Source organism: Nocardia sp. NPDC051570, assembly GCF_044454005.1.
Classification (GTDB): Bacteria; Actinomycetota; Actinomycetes; order Mycobacteriales; family Mycobacteriaceae; genus Nocardia.
On sequence record NZ_JBITDI010000005.1, the window covers coordinates 82922 to 107368 of the forward strand.

Genomic DNA, 24447 nt, shown 5'->3' on the forward strand with positions numbered 1-24447 from the left:
CATGGCGTCGATCTACCCCACGTTGCGCTCGATCGTTCTGGACACCACCGATACCCGCCGCACCGCGGAGTTCTATCGACGGCTGCTCGGCTGGGAGTACCTCCCCGAGGACGCACGCGACACCGCCGGCCTCCCGGAGTGGCTCGCCCTCGCCCCGCCCAACGGCGGACCGCGGCTGTCATTCCAGCTGGTCCCCGAGCTCCCCCGCTCGACCTGGCCGAAACATGATGTGCCGCAGCAACTTCATCCGGATTTCGCCGTCGCCGACCGCGGCGAGCTCATCGCGCAGCACGACCGCGTCAGCGCGCTCGGCGCACCGCTGCTCCTCGATCGCACCGACCATCCCGACGAGCCGCTGTATGTCAGCGCCGATCCGGCCGGACATCCGTTCTGCGTCGTCGCCGTTCGCGATGTCCCCGCGGGCCGACCCGCTCCTACGCTGCGATCGATCGTGCTGGACTCGACCGATCCGGGCGGCCTGGCGGAGTTCTATCGACAACTCACCGGCTACGACTACGCCCCGCACGACACACCACCCACATCCGGCGAACCCGATTACCCGGATTGGCTGAATCTCCTCGGCCCCACCGGCATTCGCCTGGCCTTCCAGCCCGTGCCGGAACTCCCGCGAACCACCTGGCCCGAACCCGAAGTGCCGCAACAGCTGCACCTCGACTTCCAGGTCCCGACCACCGACCACCTCCGCGCACAGCACCGGCGCATACTCGAGCTGGGCGCGACGCTCCTGCACGACGAATTCGACGATCCGGTCGAACCGCTCTACGTCTACGCCGATCCGGCCGGACATCCGTTCTGCGTATTCGTTCTGCCGCCCGGGCGGTGAGCGGGCCTACGGCCGGTGATCGGTGCGACCGTTGTTGACCAGACCGGAGACGTATTCGCCGCGCCCGGCCGCGGCCAGCACCTCGTAGACGCCGTCGGCCGTTTGCTCCCAGGAGAATTCGCGCGATCGCGCGCGGGCCTTCTCCCCCATGACGGTGCGCTCCTGGGCGTCGACGAGCAGTCGGCCCACGGCCTCGGTGAGCTGGGTGGCGTCGTCGACCAGGGTGCCGGTCACGCCGTCGACGATCGAATCGGTCAGACCGCGCGAACCGCGATAGCCGACGGTCGGGACGCCGTGCTGGGCGGCCTCGATCACCGCCAGCCCCCAACCCTCCTTGCGCGACGGCAGCACATGCACCCAGGCGCGGGCGAGCAATTCGTGTTTACGGCCTTCGCCGACATGGCCGTGGAAGGTGACGGAGTCGTCGATATCCAGTTCGCGCGCACGGGCCTTCAGATTGTCGGCCCACCAGCCGTCGCCGATCACGTCCAGACGCAGACCGGGCACCCGCCGCCGCAGACCCGCGACCACCGCCAGCGCATCCTCGATCTGCTTATGCGGTACCAGCCGGGACAGCACCACGATGCTGGGATGGGTGGTGCGGGCCTGCCCGGCGCCGGTCGGCACGGGCTCGGCGCCGTTGCGTACCACCGCGATTCGCGAACTGTCCACACCCAGCATCGCCAGCTCCTCCGCCGAGGGCAGCGATACGGTCAGATACTGATTGCGCCGATGCACCCGCGGCGACACCCGCGATTCGATCCACCAGCCGATCCGTCCCACCAGCCGACCGGCGACCGGCCACTGCTCGCGATGGCCGTGATGGACCAGCACGATCGCGGGTGATCGGGTCGCGGCGCGGGCGAAGAACGGGATGCCGTTCTGGGTATCGATCACCGCGTCCGGGCGCAGCCCGCGCAGCGGCCCGAATCCGAGCCGACCCACCAGGATCGCCGCCAGGGCCCGCGGATAGACGGTGAACCGCCCGCCCGCGCGGCTGATCTCGATGCCGTCGACGCGCTCGGACCGGGGGGCGCCCGGATAGTGCGCGGTCCGCAGGGTCACCCTGATGCCGCGCGCCGCCAGCTGTGCGCCGACCTGTTCCAGATAACGCTCACTCCCGCCACCCTGGGGATGTCCGGTATCGCGCCAGCAGAGCAGCAGCACCTCACGCACTCTGCCGGATTCGGACACGGCACTACTCCAGATGATCTAGGGACAAGTGGGTCCACCCTACAGCTTGGGTCAAGACCCTCCCGCCGAGCCGCTGTGCGAGACTGATTCGCCATGCTTCGAACCCGCCATACTTCGTTCCCGGCACGCCGCCATACCTCGTTCCCGGCACGCCGCCATACTTCGTTCCCGGCACGTTTTTCGCCGGGAAGACCCAGCTTCGCGCGCCGGGCGACACTGCGCCGATCGCTGCGGCTGCTGGGCAGCTTTCGCTTCGAGCAGACCGATCCGGGCCTGTTCTACGGCGGCATCGCCGCCGATACCGTGGCTCTGATCGCCGATTTCCATCGCGATCTCACCGGCCGCGATCTGTCGGGCGCCACGGTGCTCGATGTCGGTGGCGGACCCGGCTACTTCGCCGACCGATTCGCCGAGGCGGGCGCGCGCTATCTTCCGGTCGAACCCGATCCGAGCGAAATGCATGCCGCCGGACTGCGGGTGCCCGGTGCGGTGCGCGGGTCGGGGATGGCGCTGCCGTTCCGCGACGACGCGGTCGAGATCTGCCTGTCCTCCAATGTGGCCGAACATGTGCCGCAACCGTGGCGGATGGCCGAGGAGATGCTGCGGGTGACGAAACCCGGTGGGTTGATGGTGTTCTCGTACACCGTGTGGCTGGGTCCGTTCGGCGGACACGAGACCGGGCCGTGGCACTATCTGGGCGGTGAGTACGCGGCGCGGCGATATCACCGCCGCAACGGCCGGGAGCCGAAGAATCGTTTCGGCACATCGCTGTTCGTGGTCACCGCGGCCGAGGGCCTGCGCTGGGCGGATCGCCTCGGCGCGCGCGGCCAGGTGCTGGCCGCCTTTCCTCGCTATCACCCCCGGTGGGCCTGGTGGCTGGTACGGCTACCGGGCCTGCGCGAATTGCTGGTGAGCAATCTCGTCGTGGTGGTCGCCAAACCGTGAGGGCGACGGTGCGCTAACGCTCGAGCCGACCGCGCCGCCACGACCGGCGGCCGGTATGCGCGGGTAGTTCGCTCCAGGGTGGCTCCTGCATAGCCAACCCGACGGTCTCGAGTGGAGTGAGGCCCACCCGATCCGCCAGCGCGCGCACCGCAGCAACCGCCTCGGCGGCCTGTAGTGCGGCCGCGGCCTGTTCGAGTGTGAGGGTGCGGCCGGGCAGGAAGGAGACCACCCAACCACCCATGCCGACACATCTCGCCTGATGTGGGGTCTGATCGCTGGTCATCAAGGACCGGCCGACCACTTGCACCGCCATGACTCGGACTCCCCTGCGATTGCATCTGTAAAATCGGGAGGGCAAAGCAGATTGCTATAAGCATGCTCCGACGGACTACAGAACGCAATAGTGCGTTCCGCGAAAAGCGAACCGGCGGGTAGGGTTTCGCTTTTGGAATTGCTGCGGATTAACCGATATGCCTGATGTGCTCAGTTTTCCGGCATGCGCACGCGCAGAATGGGCTGGTATCCACGATCGGAGCGAAGCGGCGGATCGACGATGTCGACCGCCCAGCCGGGCGGCAGGACCGCCTGCAAGCGCTGCGCTGCGCGGCGCAGGGGGGTACTCGCCCCGGCGTCGGGCAACTCGGGGACAACGTGGGCGTCGAACTGCAGATCGGTCATCCCAACCACCCATCTCTCACACGTTCGGCCCGACGGTCGCGGACGGGCCAGAATCCGCGAGCAACGGCGTGGCAATCAGTTCACTCGAATAGCTATCTACCTGAAATCGAACTGGTCAGTCATGAGATGTAGAACACCCAGAATAGGGCACACAATAGTGGACCGCCCGCACCGCGCTGGACGCGGTGCGGGCGATTGATGAACCGGCTGGCTACGGGAGTCGCAGACCCCTATCCGAGCCGCTGCTTCAGCGCCTCGAATTCGTCGCGCACGCCCGAGGGCAGCTTGTCGCCGATGAATTCGAACCACTCCTCGATGAGCGGAATCTCCTTGCGCCACTCGGCGGGATCGACCTTCAGGGCCTCGTCGACATCGGCGGCATTCACGTCGAGGTTGTCCAGGTCCAGATGCGCGGCGGTCGGCACATTGCCGATCGCGGTCGGCTCGGCGTCGGCCTTGCCCTCGATGCGGTTGATGATCCACTCCAGCACGCGGGAGTTCTCACCGAAGCCGGGCCACAGGAAGCGGCCGTCGGCGCCGCGGCGGAACCAGTTGACGTAGTAGATCTTCGGCAGCTTCGCGGCATCGGCGTTCTTGCCGATGTTGATCCAGTGGCCCAGGTAGTCGCCGACGTGATAGCCCATGAACGGGATCATGGCCATCGGGTCGCGGCGGACGGTGCCGACCTTGCCCTCGGCCGCGGCGGTCTGCTCCGAGGACAGGGTGGCGCCCATGAATACGCCGTGCTGCCAATCGAAGGATTCGGTCACCAGCGGAACGGTGGTCTTGCGGCGGCCGCCGAACAGGATCGCCGAGATCGGCACGCCCTGCGGGTCGTCCCATTCCGGCGCCAGGGTCGGACACTGCGACATCGGCGTGCAGTAGCGCGAATTCGGGTGGGCGGCAAGGGTTTCGGTCTCGCGGAAGAACCAGTCGTTACCCTTCCAATCGATCAGATGATCGGGCTCGCCCTCCAGGCCTTCCCACCACACGTCATTGGTGTCGGTATGCGCGACATTGGTGAAGACGGTATTTCCGGCCTCGATGGTGGCCATGGCGTTCGGGTTGGACTTGTGGTTGGTGCCCGGCGCGACGCCGAAGAAGCCGTACTCCGGATTCACCGCGTAGAGCTGGCCGTCCTCGCCGAAGCGCATCCAGGCGATATCGTCGCCCAGGGTCTCCGCGCGCCAGCCCGGCACGGTCGGCTGGATCATCGCGAGGTTGGTCTTACCGCAGGCGCTCGGGAACGCCGCCGCGATGTAGTAGTTCTTGTTCTCCGGGGAGATCAGCTTGAGGATCAGCATGTGCTCGGCCAGCCAGCCCTCGTCGTGGGCCATGGCCGAGGCGATGCGCAGCGAGTAGCACTTCTTGCCCAGCAGCGCGTTGCCGCCGTAACCCGAACCGTAGCTCCAGATCTCGCGATCCTCGGGGAAATGGGTGATGTACTTGGTGTCGTTGCACGGCCACGGCACATCGGCCTGGCCCGGCTCGAGCGGCGCGCCCACCGAGTGCAGACACTTCACGAACGGCTTGTCCCTGCCGAGCTTCTCCAGCGCGGCATTGCCCATCCGGGTCATCACGCGCATCGACACGACCACGTATTCGGAGTCGGTGAGTTCCACGCCCAGCTTCGGATCCTCGGCGCCGAGCGGGCCCATGCAGAACGGGACCACGAACAGGGTGCGGCCCTTCATCGAGCCGCGGTACAGCTCGGTCATCGTCTTGCGCATTTCGTCCGGCGCGACCCAGTTGTTGGTCGGGCCGGCGTCGGACTCCTCGCGCGAGCAGATGTAGGTGCGCGATTCGACGCGGGCCACATCGGACGGATCCGACAGCGCGAGGAACGAATTGGGCTTCTGGGCGGGATTGAGCTGTTTGAAGGTGCCCGCCTTCACCAGCTGCTCGGTCAGCCGGCTCCATTCCTCCTCGGAACCATCCGCCCAGACCACCTGATCCGGCTGGGTGAGTTCTGCTACCTCCTGCACCCAGGCGAGCAGACCCGCGTGCTCTGTCGGTGCGGTGCCATCGGATCCGTGAAGACCAGGAATGGTCACTGAGGTCATGAAAACTCTCCTGAATGGGGTTGCTTCCGGCAACTCGCGACGCCGGAGAGCCACCGTTGGCGGAGGGTACCCGCTCCGGCTTTGCCGAAAGCACGCCCCGGCTGGACGGCGTACAAGGACGAAGCGGACGCCCAGGTTCCTGTGTAAAGAGGTTAACGCGATGTGACGGCCGGTACGGAATGGGGTTGCTCACTCGGTAGCCGGTCGAAACCTCCCCCGGTCAACCCCCAGAATGTGCTACTGCTCCCCGTCGAGGACGGCAAGGTCGCGTTCGCAGGCGGCCAATTGGGCGGGCCGATGCGAATTCAATTGGCGCAATTGCGCCTCGAGTTCGGCAATGCGGTGATCGGCCTCGATCACGCGCGCGGTGCTCGCGCGGACCACCTGATCGGTGAGTTGGGATTCCGCCTCGACGAGGGCGGTGGCGACCCGCTGCTCGAGGTGGGCCTTCACATTGACCAGCACGTCGGAGACCCATTGGCGCAGGTGCGCGCGATCCGCCAGATGTCCGCGCGCCCGGACCACCCAGTACGCCACGCCACCGCCCAGCAGCAGCGTCACCGGCACGGTCGCATAGTCCAGCGCGGGCACCAGCGACAGCGGCGCGACGACGAGCCGCCCCAGGCCGAAACCGCCCGAGGCGCCGAGGGCGACCATCAGATGATCCTCGACGCCGCGGTGGCGCGGTTCGGGATCCGCGCCGACCCGCGGCGGCGGATCCGTGCGCGGGATCAGGGCCGCCTCGGCGGGGGTCGGACCGGTGACGGCGTCGAGCTGGCGGATCAGCTCGATCAGCCTGCGGCCCACCATCGCATCGAGTTCGGTGGTCAGCGCGTTCACCGCATGCTGCAGGCGGTCCGGATAGGTGTCGGCCTCGCGACGGGCGAGCCGATCCAATTCGGTGCGGGCGGTGGTGTTCAGTGTGCGGATGCGCGCGCCGACCTCGTGCAGCAGATCCATCCGGGCCAGATGCAGGCGGTTGCGCAGGGTCGCCATGGCCTGGGCGCGCCCGCCGTCGCGATTGGCCGACAGCAGGGCGCGCTCCTCGCGGACCTGCCGCGCGGTCGCGCCGGATCGCAGCGCCTCGGCCTGATCGAGGATGCGCTGGCGGGTATCGGCGAGGACCCGCTCGACGACCCCGGGCCTGGTTCCCGCGCCCGGCGCGCCGACCACGGCCGTGAGGCGGGCGTGCAGGGCGGCGATGCCCGAGCGATCGAGCAGGGCGGCGTCGCCGCTGCCGCGCGCCGCCACGGCCAGCCGCGCGGAGGCAGGCACGATCTCCGGCTCGCCGCCCAGCACCGGGGCGAGCAGCGCACGATCGCGTTCGGCGACGATACGCCAATCCGCGTGTGCGTGAAATCCGTTCAGCGCGAAAAGGATTCGCGATCCGCCCGCATGCAGCCGATGGATCAGCTCCAGGGTGGCGGCGCCGAGGGTGGCGCCGGCGTCGAGCAGGATCAGCGCCACATCGGGCGGCGTCGCCAGACCGGCCGGATCGGCGATCGGACCCGCCAGGGCGATATGCGGCTCGAGCCGGGCCAGTTCGGTGCGCAACAGCGCGGTGTTGGCATCGTCGGGGCCGATCAGGGTGACCGGTCCGCCCGCGGCGGATCGGTCACGCGGCTCGGCCGGAACCGCTTGTAACAGCGCGCCGCCCTGCGGATTCCAGCGCTCGACGACGGCGAGCACCTGGGGTGAGGGCGATTCAGAGTCCGGCACTGCTCATCCGTTCCCACATCCGGACGTAACCGTTGTGCACGCGGATCGCCGATCGCCGGGCGTCGGCGGGCATATCGCTCGACAGGACCGCGCGCCAGCGTTCGGCGCGGGCGAGCGCATCGTCGGCATCGGACGGCTCCGCGGACGGATAACCCGCGGCGAGATGGCGGACGTGCGGGCACGCCAGGCCGGCCTGTACGCCCAGCCACAGCGCCTCGTCACCGGCCAGATAGTCCTCGATCAGATCGCGGGCCCGCGAGCGCGCGTCCGGGACCGCGCGGGCGGCCAGGCGAGCGAGTTCGTCGAGCAGATCGCCGCCGCGCTGGCTGGCGAGCCGCTGATAGTTCACATGCACCAGCGCGTGCACCGCATCGATACCGCTGACCGCGTGCAACAGCTGCAGCAGCTGCTGGGGTCGCAGCGCCGGTTCGTGGCGCACCGCCGTGAGCGCGCAGGCGACGCCGTAGAGGCCCCAACGATCCAGCAGCGCTTGACGATCCGCGCCGTCGGGCCCGGCGCCGGATGCGGTGAACAACTCCGGCGAGAGAGTGAACGCCGGATCGGCGCGATCCGCGTGCCGCCGCAGGATGCGCAGATCGTCCTCGCTCGGCATACCCGCGCGGGTGTGCGCGGCCAAGGTGGATACGACCGGGAGCACCGGTATGCCGAGTTCGCGGGTGCAGCCCTGCGCCGCGGCGACGGCGTCGGCCCAGCGCGATCCGATCGCATCGGCTTTGTTCACCACGACAACCGTCCGATCCCGCGGCAGATCGGCCAGGATCCGGCGGTCGGCGGGCTGCGGCGTGGCCGCGAGCACGTAGACCACCAGATCGCCGTCGAGGGCGGGATCCGGCCGGCCCGGTTCGTCCACCGGATCGGTCTCCTCCGCCGAGATCAGCGCCAGGGCCCGCAGCAGGGTGCTCTTACCCGCCCGCGCGCGGCCGGTGACCTGAATCCGCAACGGCCGCCGCCGGCTCGCGAGCGCGGTGGCCACCGCCGCGGTGAGATTCGGATCGGCGTCGGCGCGCAGTGTGGTCAGCAGCTGATCGAGTCCCGGTGTGCGCCCGCCGTAATCGCTGACCAGACCCAACGATGTGATGCCTGTCGACACGGTTGGCACCCCCTTCCGGCGGGAAATTCTGTCAGAAGCGGAGGCGATTGTCGGCATGGCGTGCGGATTCACTGTGTCATCGCTCACAGCATCCCGATCGAATATCGGGATCACTCGCGGGAATTCTCCGCCATGGGTCATGGCTTGTGCTCTAAGAGAACAGAATTACGCTGACTCGATCCGCGACGACGGCGTCGCGGTCCGCGGGTGGTGAAGGAGGCTGCGATGACCGTCATCGGCGATGTCATCGAGGAGATCGGCACGGGGCGTCCGCTGCCGCCGTCACGGGATCCGTTCCTGCGACCTCCCGTGGATCTGGCCGACCGGGCCCCCGGCGCGATCCTGCGCAGCCGCCCGGTCCGGGTGGCCCTCCTGGGCCTGGTGCCGCAGCAGGTCTCGGCCTGGCAGCTGCTGTATCGCAGCAACGATCTGCACGGCCGCCCCGAGGCCGCGATCACCACGGTGCTGCTGCCCGCGGGGGCCGACCCCACCGCCGAGCGCCCGCTGCTGGCCTTCCAATCCGCCATCGATGCCGTCTCCGAACGCTGCGCGCCTTCCTATGTCCTGCGCGCGGGCGCCTTCGCGCCCGGTTCCATCACGCAATTGGAATGGCCGCTGGTCGCCGGGGCGCTGCGGCGCGGCTGGGCGGTGAGCATCGCCGATCATGAAGGCCCGCACGGCAACTTCGGCGCGCCGCGTGAGCCGGGCTATCGCGCGCTCGACGGCATCCGCGCGGCGCTGCGCTTCGCACCGCTGGGCCTGCACGCGCGGACGCCGGTCGCGGTGTGGGGGTATTCCGGTGGTGGCATGGCCAGTTCATGGCTGGTGGAGATGGCCCCGGCCTACGCACCCGAACTCGATATCGTCGGCGCGGTGCTCGGCGCGCCGGTCGGCGATCCCGGCCAGGTCTTCCTCCGGCTCAACGGCGGCCGCTACGCCGGATTCCCGGCGATCGTGATCGCGGCGCTGCGCCATGTGTATCCGGCGCTGGGCCGGGTGATGGCGGAGGATCTGACCGCGAGCGGGCTGCGGCTGATCGACCAGGCCGCCCGGCTCACCCCGCTCGTGGCGATGCTGCGGCTGGCCCACAACAACGTGGCAGACCATCTGAACCGATCGCTCGAGGAGATTCTCGACGAGCCCGAACTGCGGGCGATGTTCGACGATATGCGCCTCGGCGGCAGCGCGCCGCACTGCCCGATCCTGGTGCTGCAGCCGGTGCACGACCAGATCATCCACGTCGACGGCATCGACGGACAGGTCGATCGGTACCGTCGCGCGGGCGCCGCCGTCACCTATCTGCGCGACCGATGCAGCGATCACTTCACACTGCTTCCGCTGAGCACTCCGCTCAGCCTGGATTGGCTGGCCGATCGGATCGCCGGGCGCCCCGTGACGGATACCACGACACGGACCGTGTGGTCGGTCACGACGGCGCCGGCGAGCCGGCGCGGGTTACTCGAAATGATCGGCACCGCAACGCGAGTCGCCTTGGGCCTGCCGCTGCGGCAGGAGTCCGAGCCGGTGCTGCGCCCGGCCCGCACCCTCGCCGCCTGACCCCTGACAGTCCCGGTAGGCGCGGTCGATTGCTGCGGTGATCGTCGAATACTGGACAATGGAGGCCGTGAACGACGCCGCGAATCCCACCGCCGGGAGCGACGGGCCCGCAGGCGGCTCCACAGCCACCGGCTCCCGCCTGTATCCCCGGGTGACCAGCTTCCGGTCGCGCCGTGGCGCACTCACCGCGACCCAGCAGGAAGCCTGGCAGCGAACCTGGCCTCGAATCGGACGTGAGGTCGGCGACGAACAGCTCGACACCGCCGCGTGGTTCGGCCGCCGAGCCCCGCTGATCGTCGAGATCGGCTGCGGCACCGGTACCGCGACCGCGGCCATGGCCCAGCTCGAACCGCAGTTCGACCTGATCGGCATCGAGGTCTACAAGCCGGGCCTCGCGCAGCTGGTGCAGCGCATCGAGCGCGAGGGCATCGAGAACATCCGGCTGCTGCGCGGCGATGCCGTCGACGTCCTCGAGCACATGATTGCCGAGGGTTCGCTGACCGGTGTGCGTGTCTTCTTCCCCGACCCCTGGCCGAAGGCCCGCCACCACAAGCGGCGATTGCTGCAGCCGAAGACGATGTCGCTCATCGCGAGTCGGCTGATGCCCGGCGGCGTGTTGCACGTGGCGACCGACCACGCCGACTACGCCGAGCACATCGCGGAGGTGGGCGGGGCGGAACCGCAGTTCATCGGCATGAACGAGGCGACCGGAGGCGATCCGGAGGCCTTCCGCGCGAGCGCCCCGATCGGCTTCGAGCGGCCCGTCACCAAGTTCGAAGGTAAGGCGCATCGGGCCGGTAGCGCCATTACGGAGCTCATCTGGGGGAAGATCGCATCATGAGCCTGAGCGAGATGGCCCACGAGGTCATGGATGTTGCCGAGATAGTGCACGGCACCGCCTCGGAGGGTCCGGGAGCCGTATCGGCGGTACCACCCGGGGGCGATATGCGCCGGGTGCTGCTGGTGTGGGACGCGCCCAATCTCGATATGGGCCTGGGCGCGATCCTCGGCGGAAGACCCACGGCCGCATACCGGCCGCGCTTCGACGCGCTCGGACGGTGGCTGCTCGCGCGAACGGCGGAACTGTCGGTCGGCAGCGCGCATCGCGTGGAGGCCGAGGCGACCGTCTTCACCAATATCGCCCCCGGCACCGCCGATGTGGTCCGGCCCTGGGTCGAGGCGCTGCGCAACGTCGGCTACGCGGTCTTCGCCAAGCCCAAGATCGACGAGGATTCCGACGTCGACAGCGACATGCTGGGGCATATCGAATTACGCCGCCGCGGCGCCGGATTGGCCGGCATCATGGTGGCCTCGGCCGATGGCCAGGCCTTCCGCGAACCGCTCGAGGAGATCGCGGCGAGCGGAGTTCCGGTGCAGATATTGGGTTTCCGTGAGCATGCCAGTTGGGCGGTCACGTCCGATATCCTCGAGTTCATCGACCTCGAGGACATCCCGGGTGTGTTCCGCGAACCGCTGCCCCGGGTCAGCCTCGACTCGCTGCCCGAAGAGGGAGCCTGGCTGCAGCCCTTCCGACCGCTGTCGGCCCTGCTCACCTCCCGCCCCGCTCAAGGAGTCGCTTAGTGTTCACCCGCTGGGGCGACCTGGTCTACCGATTCCGCTTCGCCGTACTCGGCGTGGTGGTAGCCGCGCTGCTCGGATTGGGCGGCTACGGGTTCGGGCTCGAGAAGCACCTCAGCTCCAGCGGGTGGTTCGATCCGAACGCGGAGTCGTCGCAGGCCGGGGAGTTGGTGGACAACGCCTACGGGCGCGACCACACCGGCGACGTGGTCCTGCTGTACACCGCCCCGGACGGGAAGACCGTCGACGATCCGCAGTTCAGCGGTCAGGTCGTCGGCTCGCTCAACGGCCTGCCGCAGAAGTATCCGAATCAGATCACCGGCGTCAACGTCTCGTACTGGCGGCTGGCGAATCCGAAGACCCAGTCCGCGGCCGTCTTCGCCAGTCCGGACAAGAAGGTCGCCTTCGCGACGATCGCCATCAAGGGCGACAACGACACCGACACGATGAACAACTACCGGGATGTGAAGGACGCCTTCCTGATCCCGGGAGTCAATGTCCAGGTCGCCGGTCTGCAGGCGGTCTCCGGCACGCTGCAGGACACCATCGCCGCGGATACCAAGCGCATGGAGTTGCTGGCCATCCCGGCCGTCGGCGTGCTGCTGTTCTTCATCTTCGGCGGCATCGTCGCCGCAGCGCTGCCGCTGATCGTCGGCGGGCTGACGATCGTCGGCGCCAACGGCATCGTGCGGATCATCACCAACTTCACCGATGTCAATTCGTTCGTCAGCGCCGTGGTTTCGATGATCGGCCTCGGCCTGGCCATCGACTACGGCCTGTTCATCGTCAGCCGGTTCCGCGAGGAACTCGCCGAGGGCTACGACACCCGGACGGCGGTGCGGCGCTCGGTCGTGACCGCCGGCCGGACCGTCACCTTCTCGGCGATCATGATCATCGCGGCCAGTGCGGGCATGATGCTGTTCCCGCAGGGCTTCCTGAAGTCGCTGGCGTACGGCACCATCGCGACGGTGGTGCTGGCGGCCGTCTCGTCCATCACGATCCTGCCGGCCATTCTCAGCATCATCGGCCCGCGCGTGGACATGCTGGGCCTGAAGTGGATGCGCAAGACCAAGACCGCCGAAGAGGTGGAGAACGGGTTCTGGGGTCGCAGCACCCAGTGGGTGATGAAACATCCACTGAAGGTGGCGATCCCGCTGTGCATCATCCTGCTGCTGCTGATCATCCCGGTGAAGAACCTGACGTTCGGCGGTATCAGCGAAACCTATCTGCCGCCGGACAATCCGACGCGCGTCGCGCAGCAGGAGTTCGACCAGCTCTTCCCGGCCTTCCGCACCAAGACGATTCAGCTGGTCGTCGTGGGCACCGATAAGAACGCCATCGGCGCGGTCATCAACGCGTCCAATCAGGCGCCCGGGCTGATGGGGAAGTTCTCCACGCCGGGCGTACCGCCCACGGGCTCGGACGTCTGGAAGACCACCACCCAGCTGAAGGATCCGGACCACCCCGACGACACCGTCGACTACTTGCGATCGATGGACGTCCCCAGCGATGTCCGGGTGCTGATCGGCGGCCAGCCGGTGATGCAGAAGGACAGCATCGACTCGCTCATGAAGCGCATGCCGCTCATGATCCTGCTGGTCGTGCTCGCCACCACGCTGCTGATGTTCCTGACCTTCGGCTCGCTGGTGCTGCCGATCAAGGCCGCCCTGATGAGCGGGCTCGGTCTCGGTTCGACGCTGGGCATTCTGACCTGGATCTTCGTCGACGGGCATGGCGCCGGACTGTTGAACTTCACCCCGCAGCCGATCATGTCACCGGTGCTGGTGTTGATCATCTCGATCATCTACGGCCTGTCCACCGACTACGAGGTGTTCCTGCTCTCGCGCATGGTCGAGGCTCGCGCCCAGGGCGCGAGCACCACCGAGGCGGTGCGCATCGGCACCGCGCAGACCGGCCGCATCATCACCGCGGCCGCGCTGATCCTGTTCGTGGTGGTCGGCGCGTTCGCATTCTCCGATCTGGTGATGATGCAGTACATCGCCTACGGCATGGTCGCGGCGCTGTTCATCGATGCCACCGTGCTGCGCATGCTGCTGGTGCCCGCCACCATGAAACTGCTCGGCGACGACTGCTGGTGGGCGCCGGCGTGGATGAAGCGCATCCAGCGGAGGATCGGCCTCGGCGAGCCGATCCTGCACAGCGAGCGCCCCGGCGACAGCGATGTGGTCGACCTGGTCAAGACCACACCCGTCACCGATCCGGTGACCATGCAGATTCCGATGCTGCCCGACGGCACGCCCGCCAAACCCGCCCGTAAACCCAAGCGCGCCAGGCTCGTTCGCGAGGCCGACAGCGAGGCGCCGACCGAACGTCTGACGCAGACCCCCGCCGCCGACAAGTCCCCGAGCGACCCATCGCCGAGTCTGCTCGATATGCGCGGCGCGGAGGGAACCCCGCGGCCCCGGGTGATTCCGTTGACCCCGCCGTCGGAGGCGACCGCGGCCGACGCCGTCCCGACCCCCCCACAGCCCATTCCGCCCGCACCCCAGGCGGATTCGCCCCAGCCCCCACCGCTGCCGAGCATCTCCACCCCCCAGATCTCCCGCCCCGCGACACCCCCGCGCCTGGGCTCCCCCGACCAGGACTTCCCGCCCACCGACACATCCGCCCCCACGGCCCCCGTCGGCGCGACCCCCCGAATCCTGCCGCCCCAGCCGCTGCCCATGGTCCCCCCGCACCCGGCCAGCCGAGCCCAGGCCTACCCCCAGCCCGACCCCGACCCCGTCGAACAGCCCGCGGAACCCGCCCAGCCCGCGGAGGAACCAGAGGAACCGGACACCACCAACCGCAGCAGCATCGAAAAGTGGATGTCCGACCTGCGCTCCTCCCGCCGCCGCACCAACACCCCCGACCCCAGCGAGGGCAGACACACCGGCACCCCGGGCCGCACGGTCAGCGTCAACGAACTCCTCCGCCGCCAGAACCGCGACTGACCCGCTCGAGCTAGTCTCGAGGCGGGCCCGTCCGTAAGGATTGGAGTGATCGTCCGTGACTGTCCCCGCAATGCACCCGCGCCCCGGTAATCTGCGCACGGTCGCCGAACAGATCGAGAAGGCGACAGGTCTACGTGTCGAGATTCTGGGAGGAAGTCTCGTGATGTCACCGACTCCCCGTGGCAAACATGCGGGGACGATCAGGCGCATACGCCAGCAACTCGAGGCTCGGATGCCCGGCGGGCTCGCGGCCTATGAGGTCACCTCGCTCGCCATGCCCGGCGACCCCGATGACTACTGCACACCGGATCTCGTGATTCTGCCGGAGGCCTGGGATACCGATGACGAGTGGCTGGCCGATCCCACCGATACCGAACTGGCGATCGAGGTGATCTCCCAGACCGAGAAGGCCCGGCGGATCACCGACAAGAACGGCTGGTACAGCATCGCGGGCGTCCGCCTGCTGCTGGTCGTCGACCCGCGCTTCGGGAAGTGGACCCTGTATTCACATCCCCGAAGCGGTTCGTATCACGGCGAACTCGAAGGCGAATACGGCCTCGACATTCCGCTGCCGGGGCCGTTCGGGTTCACCGTCGACAGCGGATGCCTGCCGCGATACGCCTGAGCGGCGAATCACATCGCGGATGTCCGGCCGGGTCGGGTTGTGGCCGTGCGGATTTCGGTGGCGATGAGGGTGGGAGCCTCGAGCATGGGGACGTGGCCCACGGCGGGGAGGGTGTGGGCATGCAGGGTGGGGTGGGTGGGGAGCGGGTTGGGGTTTCGGGGTGGGAGGAGGCGGTCCTCGGCGCAGTAGAGGACGGTGACGGGGGCGGTGATCTCGGCGAAGCGGGTGAAACCCGTGGGGATGGCGGGGTCTTCGATCAGGTCGTCGACGATCGTGCAGTGCGCGGGGGCGAGGGCGTTCGCGGTGGCCAGGCGGTGTGGGACGAGGGCGGGGCGGTGGGCGAGCAGGGGCGTGACCAGACTGCGGACCATGGGATGTGCGCCCGCGCCGGTGCCGATGCCGATGATGGGGGCGAAGGCGCGGTACTTGCGGATCAGGCGGGGGCCCGCATCGGTATCGGAATCCCACAGTCCGCCCGGCGCGATCGCCGTCACCGAGCGGGCGCGACCGCGGGCGGCCAGTTCCAGCACCAGCCAGGCGCCGAGCGAGTTTCCGACGAGATGCGCTGTGGGCCAGCCCGTTTCATCGAGCACGGCCTCCACGAAGTCCGCCAGATACGCGATGGTCGCGGGTCGGCGGGGCGATGGTCCGCCCCAATGCCCGGGCAGGGTGGGCGCGAGAACCTCGTAATCCCTTGCCAATTCGTCGGCGACCACACCCCAGGACTGCCAGGTGAGCAGCAGGCCGTGCACCAGTAGCAGTGGCTCGCCTCGCCCGGCACGAAATCGGGACTCCGGTTGGATCACGCCCTCCGCCATGCGCTGAGGTTACCGGGCGGGCACGGCGTCGGCCCGTTCAGAACCCCGACATCATGCGCCGCCACTGCACCCCGAACGGCTGTTTGGCGGTGACGGAACTGAATCGGGACCGCCCGTGCACCACCAGATGCAGCCGTCCCATCGGCGGGCCGGTGCGGACCTTGGTGTTGGCGCTGGCGCTGATCAGCTCGATGCCGTTGAGATCGACGGTCGCCTCGGCGGGCACGATCAGGGTCAGTGAACTGCAGAAATCGTCGATCCGCAGCTCGACCACCTGCGTGCTCATGATCGCCTGGGTGAAGTCCAGCGTCACCGAGGACAGATAGCTGTTGATCAACAGCGTCGGCGGCACCTGCCACATGCCCTTGCGGGTCACCCCGGACAGCCGCGTACGGATCACATTGCCCGATGCGGGCGGCGGGGCCTGCCGTGGCGGCGCGAACTGCCGCGGCTCCGGATTCGGCTGTCCCGCCAGGCGAATCCCGGGCAGGTCGACGAGCACGGCGTTCAGCTCGCCGCGCGTCTTGGCCGCCAGCGCCGTATCCATCCGCTCGGTGAACTCCCCCAGCGACAGCATGCCCAGCCCGACCGCGCGCTGCAGCAACGTGCCCACATGTTCGCGCTCGACATCCGACACTCGCAGATCCCGATCGCCCACCGCGCCCCCGCCCGGCTCGACCGGCCGCGTGAAGGGAGAAACCGTCTCGCCCATGCGATCGAGGCTACCGACGCGCCGGATTCGGCACATCAGGGCAATCCCCGATATACGTCAGTCGGTCGGCTTGTCCGGCTCGGCGTGGAACATGGGCTCCTTGCTGCCGGTATTGAGCTCGTCGTACAGATCCTCGGGACTGTCGGCCAGCAGCGACCGAATCGCGGTGTTGAGCACCGCCACGAACGGCACCGCCAGCAGTCCGCCCGGAATTCCGGCGAGCACCACACCGGTGGTGATGGCCAGCACCACCGCCAGCGGATGGATATCCACCGCCCGCCCCAGCAACAACGGTTGCAGCACATGCCCTTCGAGCTGCATGACCGCGATCGTGATGCCGAGCACGATCACCGCCGTCACCCAGCCCTTCGTCATGAGCGCCAGGAACACCGCGATCGATCCGGCCAACAGCGAACCGATGATCGGGATGAACGCGCCGATGAAGACCAGCGAGGCCAGCGGCAGGGCGAGTGGCACGCCGAGAATCCCCAGTCCGGCGCCGATGCCGATGGCATCCACCGCGGCCACCATGACCGTGCCCCGCACGAATCCGATCAGCGTCCCGAAGCCCAATCGTCCTGCGGTGCGGACCCGTTCGCGCTGTGCGGTGGGGACGATCCGGGTGAGGAATTCCCAGATGTGGTCGCCGCCGTAGAGGAAGAAGATCAGGATGAACATCGTCAGGAACGCACCGGTGAAGAACTCGCCGATCGCCGCGGCGGTGGTCAGCGCGCCGTTGGTCAGCGACGCCTGATTCGATTCGATGGTCTTGATGATGGTGTTGCCCGCATCGCGGATCTGATCGTTGCTCAGATGCAGCGGTCCGTTGATCAACCAGTCCTGGACCTGATGGATGCTGGTCTTGAATTCGTCGGTCAGCTGCGGGATGCCGGTGACGGCCTGCTCGATGACGAAGGTGAAGATCCCGGCCACCAGCCCGAGCGATCCGATCAACGCCACGAACACGCCGATGCCGCGCGGCAATCCGACCCGCTGCATCCAGTCCACCAGCGGCGAGAGCAGCGCCGCGGCCAGCAGCCCGAGGGCCAGCGGGATGACGACGGTGGTGAGCTTATGCGCCAGATAGGCCACGGCCAGGACGGCGGCCAGAATGATCAACAGCCGCCAGCACCACTCGGCGGCCTCGCGCACCAGCGGATGCACCGCGTCCGGCGCCGAGCGCTGAGCGCGGGTCGCGCGCGCCCGGCGCGCCGAGCCGCCGGTCGACTGGGTACCCGTGGCCTCGTTCACGCCGCGAGCCTAACCGCCGCGACCGCCGCGAGCACGTGTCCACGGTGCGGTGACGCTGGATTGGTGGTCATGTCAGCGCGAGCACCGGCACCCGGCGAGACAGGCCACAGCGAAGGGCACGCCCGATGCGGACCAGGAGATAGACCGCATCCGCACGGACCCGGCCGTTCCCGGACACGGGAGCACCGCCGAGCCGACACCACTCGAAACGCTAGATTGGTCTCGTGTCAGCGCCCTTGGAAGCGGTCAAACAGACCATGCGAACGCGCTGGCCGCTATACCTCGCATCGATGCTGGCGGCCAACGCCTTCGGCGCGATTCTGGTGTACGCGTTCATTCAATACGGCCTGCCCGCACCGGAGGGCAGCCCCAACGGCATCCGCCGCACCGGCCTGCTGGTGCCCGCCCTGGTCTTCGTCGTCGGCGGCACGCTCAGCATGACCGCCTCGGCGCTCATGCTGCGCCCGGTGATGCGCTGGCAGATGCGCGGCGGTCCGCCGAGCCGCCAGGAGCAGATGGCCGCCCTGCACGCGCCACTGCGGCAGGCGATCGTGCATCTGGCGCTGTGGCTGGTCGGTGGCGCGGTGCTGGCCTGGTCGATCATCGCGGAGACGCCGCGGCTGGCAGGCGCGGTCATCGTCACCGAATGTATGGCCGCCACCATCGTGTTCGGCTTCACCTACATGCTGGGCGAGCGGATTCTGCGACCGGTCGCGGCGCATGCGCTGCAGACCGGCACCTTCGACCACACCCTCACCCCGGGCGTCGGCACCCGGATGGGAATGACCTGGGGCATGGGCACATTCGCGCCGACCATCGCGATCGTGCTGCTGTGTGTCACCCAGATCACCTCGCAGGTGCAGTTCTCCGCGCGCTCGCTGGCGGTATCGATCCTGCTGCTGTGTGGTGTGGTGATCCTGCAGGCGCTGGCGCTGTCGATGCTGACCGGTTCGAGCATCTCCGATCCGGTACGCCAGCTGTCCCGGGCCATCGACCGGGTGCAGGAGGGCGCGCGCGATGTACAGGTCGAGGTCTTCGACGGCAGCGAGATCGGGCTGCTGCAGGTCGGTTTCAACCGGATGATGGAGGAGGCCGCGCAGCGGCGCGAACTGCAGGAGCTGTTCGGCCAGCATGTGGGCGAGGAGGTGGCCCGCCGCGCGCTGGAGTACGGCACCGAACTGGGCGGCGAGACCCGGTTCGTGGCGGTGTTGTTCGTCGATATGGTCGGCTCCACGGCCACCGCGGCCGAGCGCCCGCCGACCGAGGTGGTCAGCCTGCTCAACGAGTTCTTCCGGATCGTCGTGGATGTCGTGGACCGGCACAACGGGCTGATCAACAAGTTCGTCGGCGACGCCGCGCTGGCCATCTTCGGTGCGCCGCTGGACCGTCCGGACGCCCCGACCGCGGCGCTGGCGGCCGCGCGAGAACTGCGCGAGGCATTGCGCGAGGTTTCGGGGCTGGATATCGGAATCGGCGTTTCGGCGGGGCTTGCCGTCGCCGGGAATATCGGTGCCGCCAATCGTTTCGAATATACGGTGATCGGCGATCCCGTCAATGAGGCTTCACGGCTGACGGAACTGGCCAAGGAACATCCGGGCCGGGTGCTGGCCTCGGGTAGTGCGCTGTATTTCGCCGACGAGTTCGAACAGCGATCCTGGGAATCCGGCGACGAGGTCCAGCTGCGCGGGCGGCGGCGCAAGACGAAACTGGCCTGGCCGAAGGAGGCTTCGGCGCTGTTAGGCTGACCTCGTGACGGCCCATGGTGAACCTGCCGGCGGCCCCGAACGGCCGGCGCGTCGGGGACGGTTCCGCTGGCTGAAATGGGTGCTCGGCGTGGCCGTGTCGGCCGTTCTGATCGCCGAGGGCGTATACCTATGGCCCCGTTTGCACGAATCGTGGCAAACCCTCACCGAAATCCATTGGGGCTGGGTCACGGCCGCCATCGTGATGCAGGCCGTCTCGATGAGTGGATTTGGTCGCATTCAGAAACAATTGCTGCATGCCGGTGGCGTGAATGTGACACAGCGCAAATCGGTGGCGGTGGTCTACGGCGCCACCGCGATGTCGGTGACCCTGCCGGCGGGACAGGTGTTCTCCACCGCGTTCACCTATCGGCAGACCCGGCGCTGGGGCGCGAGCCCGATCCTGGCCTCCTGGCAGCTGGCGGTGTCGGGGGTGGTGGCCGCGGCGGGCATGGTGCTGCTCGGCGTGGGCGGCGCGGTGCTGGTCGGGAATCAGATCGGGCCGTGGAAGCTGATCCTGCCGCTGGGCGGCGTGGTCGTCCTGGTGTGGGCCGGTAACTATCTCTCCCATCACCCCGGGGCCGTGCGCGCGCTGGCGCTGCGGATTCTGCGCCTGGTCAATCGGATTCGCCGCCAGCGGCCCGACGACGGCATCGAGACGGTCGCCGAGATGCTGAATCAGCTCGAGTCGGTGGATCTGGGCCGGCGCGACGGCGCGCTGGTCGTGCTGTGGGCATTGATGCATCGGCTCGGCGATGTCGCCTGTCTGGCCTCGGCCTGCTACGCCGTGGGCGCCGATCCGCGGCTGGCGGGTGTGATGATCGCTTTCAGCGTCGGCAAGGCGGTCGGGACGATTCCGTTCGCGCCCGGCGGGCTGGTCTATGTCGAGCTGACGCTCGTGGCGAGCCTGTCGGCCGCGGCGGGTCTGCCCTTCGCACAGGCGGTTTCGGCCGCCTTCGTCTATCGGCTGGTCAGCCTGATCCTGGTGGCGGTCGTCGGCTGGATCGTCTTCGCCTTCGTATTCCGCAAGCCGCAGGCCGAGGACGCCGAATTCGAGAAGGAGTTCGAGCAGCGCTCGACGATCCTGGCCGAGCGACGGCTGACGGGCGAGGCCGACCCGCGCCCGAACAACGACGCGCAGACCGGGTGAGCGGTCGGCTACATCGCCCCGATTACCCTGTCGGCGTGAAGAAACTGGTGCCGTTCGTGCTCGACGCCCTGTTGGTGATCGTCTTCTGCGCGATCGGCCGGCGCAATCACGGCGAGGGTGCCTTCTCCGGCCTCCTGCACACGTTCTGGCCGTTCGGCACCGGACTGATCATCGGCTGGGCCCTGGGGCTATGGCTGTTCGCGGGCAGCGAATGGGCCCGCGCCATCAAGCGTTTCGACGGCCGCCGGATGTGGCCGACGGGTGTGGTCATCTGGCTGAGCACGCTGCTCGGCGGTATGGCGCTGCGAGTGCTCAGCGGTCAGGGCATCGCGTTCAGCTTCGTCCTGGTCGCGGCGGCGGTGCTGGCCTTCTTCCTGCTCGGCTGGCGCGGCGCGTGGAAAGCCTTGAGCTGACGCTCACTTGTCGTCCGGCGCGGCCAGCGACTGCAGCATGCGCGTGGCCATGCGGGCGGTGGCATCGCCGGAATCCACGTCGTCGATATGGATGGCGAAGGCCAGATCGCCCATGGTCCCGATCAGCCAGCCCGCCGAACCCGCGGTCGCGGAGAACGCGGTGACATCGGCATAGCGGCGCAGGCTCGCCAGTTCGGGGCCGCCCGCGGCATCGCGGAGCATGCCGCGCAGACGGTCGACGACCTCGCCGGGCGGCGGGGTCAGCTCGGCCTCGGTGGTGGCCGGTCGGCCGATCTCGATCATGGGCGGCGCCACCGAGCCCCGGGCCACCGTGGCCGCGGCGATCGCCATGCCGAAGGGGCTGGCCAGGATCGGATCGTTACTGCCCTGGCGAACCTGTTCGACACCGCGGATACCGAGCGGCAACCGGCCGGTGGTCTCGTCCAGGCCGGGCACCTTGAAGCCGATGCCGACGCCGAGCGATGCGGCCGCCTCGGCCATGTCCTGGGTCGAAACGTCCTGGGGTGCCTTCTTCTTCACGATCGCGGCCACCTGCTTGAACAGCTCGTTCATGCCGCCGGTCGGATATGCGCCGGTGAAGGCGACCGAACCCTGTGAGCTGGCATAGGTGTTCTGCGCGGCGGCCACCACCGCACCGGTGGACGGCTGGATCGCCACGATCGAGGCCGCCGTACCCGCGCTGACCACGGCATCCTCGGCCGCGCGCTGCAGGCGCTGATCCATCGTGGAGGCGATATCCGGACCCGGCGGGCCCTGCTGCCCGGCGAGCTGGGTGACCAACTTGCCGTCCGGCTCGAACATCTGAACACCCCAGCCCGCGTGCTGATCCCGATTGTCCTGCCACACCTTGCGCAGCGCGTCCAGCAGCGGCGACCAGACCCGGCGATCGGCGGCGACCAGCTGCGGCTGCTTCTCCATCACCACGCCCGGAATAGGCGCCATACGCGGTTGCAGGATGGCGAAGTCGTCCTCGCGCAGATTCACCGCGACGATCGGCTTGCCCTGGGACGCGGCCAGCTGCTGCATCAGCGCGGGTCCGGTGATCAAAGGCGCCACTGGCGCAATGGCGGCAGCGAGGGCATTGGTGGAGGCGACCGGATCGGAGGTCTTGGTCGGATCCAGCTTGATCACGTTGATGATCTGCTCCGACATCAGCGGCGCGCCCGCGTTGTCGTCGACCTTCGGCGACGGCGTGGCATCGGTCTTCACGAGCTTGACCGTCCGCTTGTAGTCCAGCTGCGGCATCACCACGGTCGGATCCCAGGAGATTCGCCAGCCGATGGCCAGCTTGCGAATACTGCCCTGCAGATCGTAGTTCCAGTCCTTACCCGGCCCGAAGTTCCAGTCCGCCTTGAGGTTGAACATGGCCGAATCCGCGTCCAGACCGATGTACTGCACCACCGAGTAATCGGGTTTGCCGGGATTGAGCCCGCCGAAGATCTGCTTCAGTGTCGCCTCGGCCCCACTGGGGTACGAGGTCAGTTGTGCCGCGCCGATCGCGTCCTGGTTGTCCAGCAGCTCGACGAAGCGCTTGACGATGCCCTGGGGGTCGCTGGGTTTGTCATGAAAACCGCATGATCCCATCGCGATCGCCAGGGCAGCCGTCACCCCGACTGCCGCTGCGCCGCGAACGCGAAAGCGGCGGGATCCCCACACATCCATATCGCCCACTCTTCACTCTTGTCACTTCTGCAACAAGACCAACGGTACCCGAAGGAGTCTTCTGCGACGTCACCTCGACGCCGCCCGCATTCTCCATGCTCAGCGACCACAATAGTGCCCGTTTCCATACATCGCTGGGACCGGCCGCGGAATCGTTAGCCGTGTTCACTGAATTGCCATCTCGACGTCGTTCTCCCAGGGCGGAATCGCCACGCCGCCTTTCGACGTAATCTTGTAATCACTGAAACAGTTCTTGCACAAGCAAGTGAGGATCACCCATGAGACACGGATACAGAGGACGCGGATTCGGCCGGCCGGGCGGCTGGCAGCAGGCCGATCTCCCCGATGCCGCGGAGGCCCCGGACTGGTTCGCGGGGAGATTGCCCGCCGACTGGTTCGCCGGACCGCCGACCATCGAGATCGACCGGGACGAGATCGTCGTGATCGGCGAGTTGCCGATTCCCGCCGCCGAACCGGTCGACGCCGAACAGCCCGCCGATGCCGAACCGCCGACGGGCGAGGTGCCCAAGGCCACCCGGGAGGGCCTGATCGCGCGGTTCCGCGAATCCACCCGACCGGCCCGCATGCAGATCGCCCAGGAGGCCCAGGCCCGCTACGGCCGCAATGTCGCCTGGGGCGTCTCGGTGGACGGCGAGCGAATCCTGTTCACCCATCTGGCCGTTCCGGTCATGACCCGGCTGCGCCAGCCCGAACGCAAGGTGCTCGACACCCTGGTGGACGCGGGCGTCGCCCGCTCCCGCGCCGACGCTCTGGCCTGGACCGTGAGGCTGGCCGGTCAGCACGCCGAGGAATGGCTCGACGAACTGCGCGAGGCCATGCGCAAGGTCGACGATCTGCGCGCCGAGGGTCCGCGCGGGCTGTGACCGGCCGATGACCGACTAGATTGGCCCCATGGCGCCGATCCTCGTGCTCAACGGACCGAATCTGAATATGCTCGGCACCCGCCAGCCCGAGGTGTACGGCTCGGAGACGCTCGACGATGTCATCGAGCTGTGCCACAAGACCGCCGCCCGCTTCGACCGGGAGATCGTCGCCTTCCAGTCGAATTCCGAAGGGGCGCTGATCGATCGCATCCACGCTGCGCGCGGGGCCGAGTCCGCCATCGTGATCAATCCGGGCGGCCTCACCCACACCTCCGTGGCCCTCCGGGACGCCCTGGTGATCCCGGAGGTCCCGATCGTCGAGGTGCACATCTCCAACGTCCACGCGCGTGAGCAGTTCCGGCACCACTCCTACATCTCCCCCATAGCCACGGCCGTCATCGCCGGAATGGGCGTCCAGGGCTACGCCGCCGCCATCGAATTCCTCTGCCTACGAGGCTGATCCCGGCAGGATTCGCCACGGGTCACCGGGGCCTTGCCTATCTCTGGATGTAGCATCTATGCTACA

The 24447-nt window shown here is 68.2% G+C and carries 22 protein-coding genes; 12 read left to right on the top strand and 10 right to left on the bottom strand.

Features of this window, described 5'->3' with window-relative positions; translation table 11 throughout:
• Nucleotide 1 precedes the first annotated feature (1 nt).
• Nucleotides 2–844 (top strand): VOC family protein, encoded by an 843-nt coding sequence (locus ACIA76_RS13735; RefSeq protein WP_397152117.1) that lies wholly within the window; start codon nt 2–4, stop codon nt 842–844.
• 6 nt (nt 845–850) lie between these two features.
• Here the strand turns inward: ACIA76_RS13735 and ACIA76_RS13740 are convergent, their stop codons facing one another.
• A complete protein-coding gene (locus ACIA76_RS13740; protein WP_397152563.1) occupies nt 851–2020 on the bottom strand; it encodes a glycosyltransferase family 4 protein in 1170 nt (389 codons plus the stop codon).
• Between the two features lie 111 nt (nt 2021–2131).
• Between ACIA76_RS13740 and ACIA76_RS13745 the strand changes: the two genes are divergently transcribed.
• Nucleotides 2132–2983, top strand: a complete 852-nt coding sequence (locus ACIA76_RS13745; RefSeq protein WP_397152118.1) for a class I SAM-dependent methyltransferase — start codon at nt 2132–2134, stop codon at nt 2981–2983.
• A 13-nt stretch (nt 2984–2996) separates the two neighbouring features.
• On the opposite strand, the gene ACIA76_RS13750 is transcribed toward ACIA76_RS13745, so the two are convergent.
• The 5 genes from ACIA76_RS13750 to ACIA76_RS13770 form a co-directional block, all read right to left on the bottom strand.
• The gene (locus ACIA76_RS13750; RefSeq protein WP_397152119.1) at nt 2997–3296 is read right to left on the bottom strand and encodes a hypothetical protein; all 300 of its coding nucleotides are present in this window, start codon (nt 3294–3296) and stop codon (nt 2997–2999) included.
• Nucleotides 3297–3466: 170 nt separating this feature from the next.
• On the bottom strand, nt 3467–3661 hold the full coding sequence (locus ACIA76_RS13755; RefSeq protein ID WP_397152120.1) for a hypothetical protein: 195 nt from the start codon (nt 3659–3661) through the stop codon (nt 3467–3469).
• Between the two features lie 230 nt (nt 3662–3891).
• Nucleotides 3892–5724 carry a phosphoenolpyruvate carboxykinase (GTP) gene (locus ACIA76_RS13760; RefSeq protein WP_397152121.1) on the bottom strand — a complete coding sequence of 611 codons (1833 nt, stop codon included), beginning with the start codon at nt 5722–5724 and terminating at the stop codon, nt 3892–3894.
• Between the two features lie 237 nt (nt 5725–5961).
• A complete protein-coding gene (locus tag ACIA76_RS13765; RefSeq protein ID WP_397152122.1) occupies nt 5962–7443 on the bottom strand; it encodes a hypothetical protein in 1482 nt (493 codons plus the stop codon).
• Nucleotides 7430–8554, bottom strand: a complete 1125-nt coding sequence (locus ACIA76_RS13770; protein ID WP_397152123.1) for a hypothetical protein — start codon at nt 8552–8554, stop codon at nt 7430–7432. Before ACIA76_RS13770 ends, ACIA76_RS13765 begins: the two co-directional genes overlap by 14 nt.
• Nucleotides 8555–8779: 225 nt before the next feature.
• Between ACIA76_RS13770 and ACIA76_RS13775 the strand changes: the two genes are divergently transcribed.
• From ACIA76_RS13775 to ACIA76_RS13795, 5 genes are read left to right on the top strand one after another with little or no spacing between them, the layout of a single operon-like run.
• Complete coding sequence (locus tag ACIA76_RS13775; RefSeq protein ID WP_397152124.1) at nt 8780–10111, top strand: lipase family protein; 1332 nt, start codon at nt 8780–8782, stop codon at nt 10109–10111.
• A gap of 58 nt (nt 10112–10169) precedes the next feature.
• Complete coding sequence (gene trmB / locus ACIA76_RS13780; RefSeq protein WP_397152125.1) at nt 10170–10952, top strand: tRNA (guanosine(46)-N7)-methyltransferase TrmB; 783 nt, start codon at nt 10170–10172, stop codon at nt 10950–10952.
• Nucleotides 10949–11692, top strand: a complete 744-nt coding sequence (locus tag ACIA76_RS13785) for an NYN domain-containing protein (RefSeq protein WP_397152126.1) — start codon at nt 10949–10951, stop codon at nt 11690–11692. Before trmB ends, ACIA76_RS13785 begins: the two co-directional genes overlap by 4 nt.
• The gene (locus tag ACIA76_RS13790; RefSeq protein ID WP_397152127.1) at nt 11692–14643 is read left to right on the top strand and encodes an MMPL family transporter; all 2952 of its coding nucleotides are present in this window, start codon (nt 11692–11694) and stop codon (nt 14641–14643) included. The genes ACIA76_RS13785 and ACIA76_RS13790 overlap by 1 nt, the downstream gene beginning before the upstream one ends.
• Nucleotides 14644–14698: 55 nt before the next feature.
• Nucleotides 14699–15268: a Uma2 family endonuclease gene (locus tag ACIA76_RS13795; RefSeq protein ID WP_397152128.1), complete on the top strand. Its 570-nt coding sequence runs from the start codon at nt 14699–14701 to the stop codon at nt 15266–15268.
• 8 nt (nt 15269–15276) lie between these two features.
• On the opposite strand, the gene ACIA76_RS13800 is transcribed toward ACIA76_RS13795, so the two are convergent.
• The 3 genes from ACIA76_RS13800 to ACIA76_RS13810 form a co-directional block, all read right to left on the bottom strand.
• Nucleotides 15277–16086 carry an alpha/beta fold hydrolase gene (locus tag ACIA76_RS13800; RefSeq protein ID WP_397152129.1) on the bottom strand — a complete coding sequence of 270 codons (810 nt, stop codon included), beginning with the start codon at nt 16084–16086 and terminating at the stop codon, nt 15277–15279.
• 37 nt (nt 16087–16123) lie between these two features.
• Nucleotides 16124–16744: a DUF1707 domain-containing protein gene (locus tag ACIA76_RS13805; RefSeq protein ID WP_397152564.1), complete on the bottom strand. Its 621-nt coding sequence runs from the start codon at nt 16742–16744 to the stop codon at nt 16124–16126.
• A gap of 111 nt (nt 16745–16855) precedes the next feature.
• Nucleotides 16856–17962: an AI-2E family transporter gene (locus tag ACIA76_RS13810; protein WP_397152565.1), complete on the bottom strand. Its 1107-nt coding sequence runs from the start codon at nt 17960–17962 to the stop codon at nt 16856–16858.
• A gap of 344 nt (nt 17963–18306) precedes the next feature.
• Here ACIA76_RS13810 and ACIA76_RS13815 point away from each other — a divergent pair, with 344 nt between their 5' ends.
• From ACIA76_RS13815 to ACIA76_RS13825, 3 genes are read left to right on the top strand one after another with little or no spacing between them, the layout of a single operon-like run.
• Entirely contained in the window at nt 18307–19794 is a 1488-nt protein-coding gene (locus tag ACIA76_RS13815) for an adenylate/guanylate cyclase domain-containing protein (protein WP_397152566.1), read from the top strand.
• Nucleotides 19795–19798: 4 nt separating this feature from the next.
• The gene (locus tag ACIA76_RS13820) at nt 19799–20941 is read left to right on the top strand and encodes a YbhN family protein (RefSeq protein WP_397152130.1); all 1143 of its coding nucleotides are present in this window, start codon (nt 19799–19801) and stop codon (nt 20939–20941) included.
• Between the two features lie 35 nt (nt 20942–20976).
• Nucleotides 20977–21354 (top strand): DUF3054 domain-containing protein, encoded by a 378-nt coding sequence (locus ACIA76_RS13825; protein ID WP_397152131.1) that lies wholly within the window; start codon nt 20977–20979, stop codon nt 21352–21354.
• A 3-nt stretch (nt 21355–21357) separates the two neighbouring features.
• Here ACIA76_RS13825 and ACIA76_RS13830 read toward each other — a convergent pair whose 3' ends face one another.
• Nucleotides 21358–22983 (bottom strand): NTF2-like N-terminal transpeptidase domain-containing protein, encoded by a 1626-nt coding sequence (locus ACIA76_RS13830; RefSeq protein ID WP_397152132.1) that lies wholly within the window; start codon nt 22981–22983, stop codon nt 21358–21360.
• Between the two features lie 332 nt (nt 22984–23315).
• Between ACIA76_RS13830 and ACIA76_RS13835 the strand changes: the two genes are divergently transcribed.
• The gene (locus ACIA76_RS13835; protein WP_397152133.1) at nt 23316–23921 is read left to right on the top strand and encodes a hypothetical protein; all 606 of its coding nucleotides are present in this window, start codon (nt 23316–23318) and stop codon (nt 23919–23921) included.
• Between the two features lie 28 nt (nt 23922–23949).
• A complete protein-coding gene (gene aroQ, locus ACIA76_RS13840; RefSeq protein ID WP_397152134.1) occupies nt 23950–24381 on the top strand; it encodes a type II 3-dehydroquinate dehydratase in 432 nt (143 codons plus the stop codon).
• The last annotated feature ends 66 nt before the right edge of the window (nt 24382–24447 follow it).

What these genes read in the sequence shown, in the direction of transcription:
- ACIA76_RS13735 (WP_397152117.1), top strand. Translation starts at nt 2, where the DNA reads ATGGCGTCGATCTACCCCACGTTGCGCTCGATCGTTCTGGACACCACC.
- ACIA76_RS13745 (WP_397152118.1), top strand. Translation starts at nt 2,132, where the DNA reads ATGCTTCGAACCCGCCATACTTCGTTCCCGGCACGCCGCCATACCTCG.
- ACIA76_RS13750 (WP_397152119.1), bottom strand. Translation starts at nt 3,296, where the DNA reads ATGGCGGTGCAAGTGGTCGGCCGGTCCTTGATGACCAGCGATCAGACC.
- ACIA76_RS13755 (WP_397152120.1), bottom strand. Translation starts at nt 3,661, where the DNA reads ATGACCGATCTGCAGTTCGACGCCCACGTTGTCCCCGAGTTGCCCGAC.
- ACIA76_RS13760 (WP_397152121.1), bottom strand. Translation starts at nt 5,724, where the DNA reads ATGACCTCAGTGACCATTCCTGGTCTTCACGGATCCGATGGCACCGCA.
- ACIA76_RS13775 (WP_397152124.1), top strand. Translation starts at nt 8,780, where the DNA reads ATGACCGTCATCGGCGATGTCATCGAGGAGATCGGCACGGGGCGTCCG.
- trmB (WP_397152125.1), top strand. Translation starts at nt 10,170, where the DNA reads ATGGAGGCCGTGAACGACGCCGCGAATCCCACCGCCGGGAGCGACGGG.
- ACIA76_RS13785 (WP_397152126.1), top strand. Translation starts at nt 10,949, where the DNA reads ATGAGCCTGAGCGAGATGGCCCACGAGGTCATGGATGTTGCCGAGATA.
- ACIA76_RS13800 (WP_397152129.1), bottom strand. Translation starts at nt 16,086, where the DNA reads ATGGCGGAGGGCGTGATCCAACCGGAGTCCCGATTTCGTGCCGGGCGA.
- ACIA76_RS13815 (WP_397152566.1), top strand. Translation starts at nt 18,307, where the DNA reads ATGCGAACGCGCTGGCCGCTATACCTCGCATCGATGCTGGCGGCCAAC.
- ACIA76_RS13835 (WP_397152133.1), top strand. Translation starts at nt 23,316, where the DNA reads ATGAGACACGGATACAGAGGACGCGGATTCGGCCGGCCGGGCGGCTGG.
- aroQ (WP_397152134.1), top strand. Translation starts at nt 23,950, where the DNA reads ATGGCGCCGATCCTCGTGCTCAACGGACCGAATCTGAATATGCTCGGC.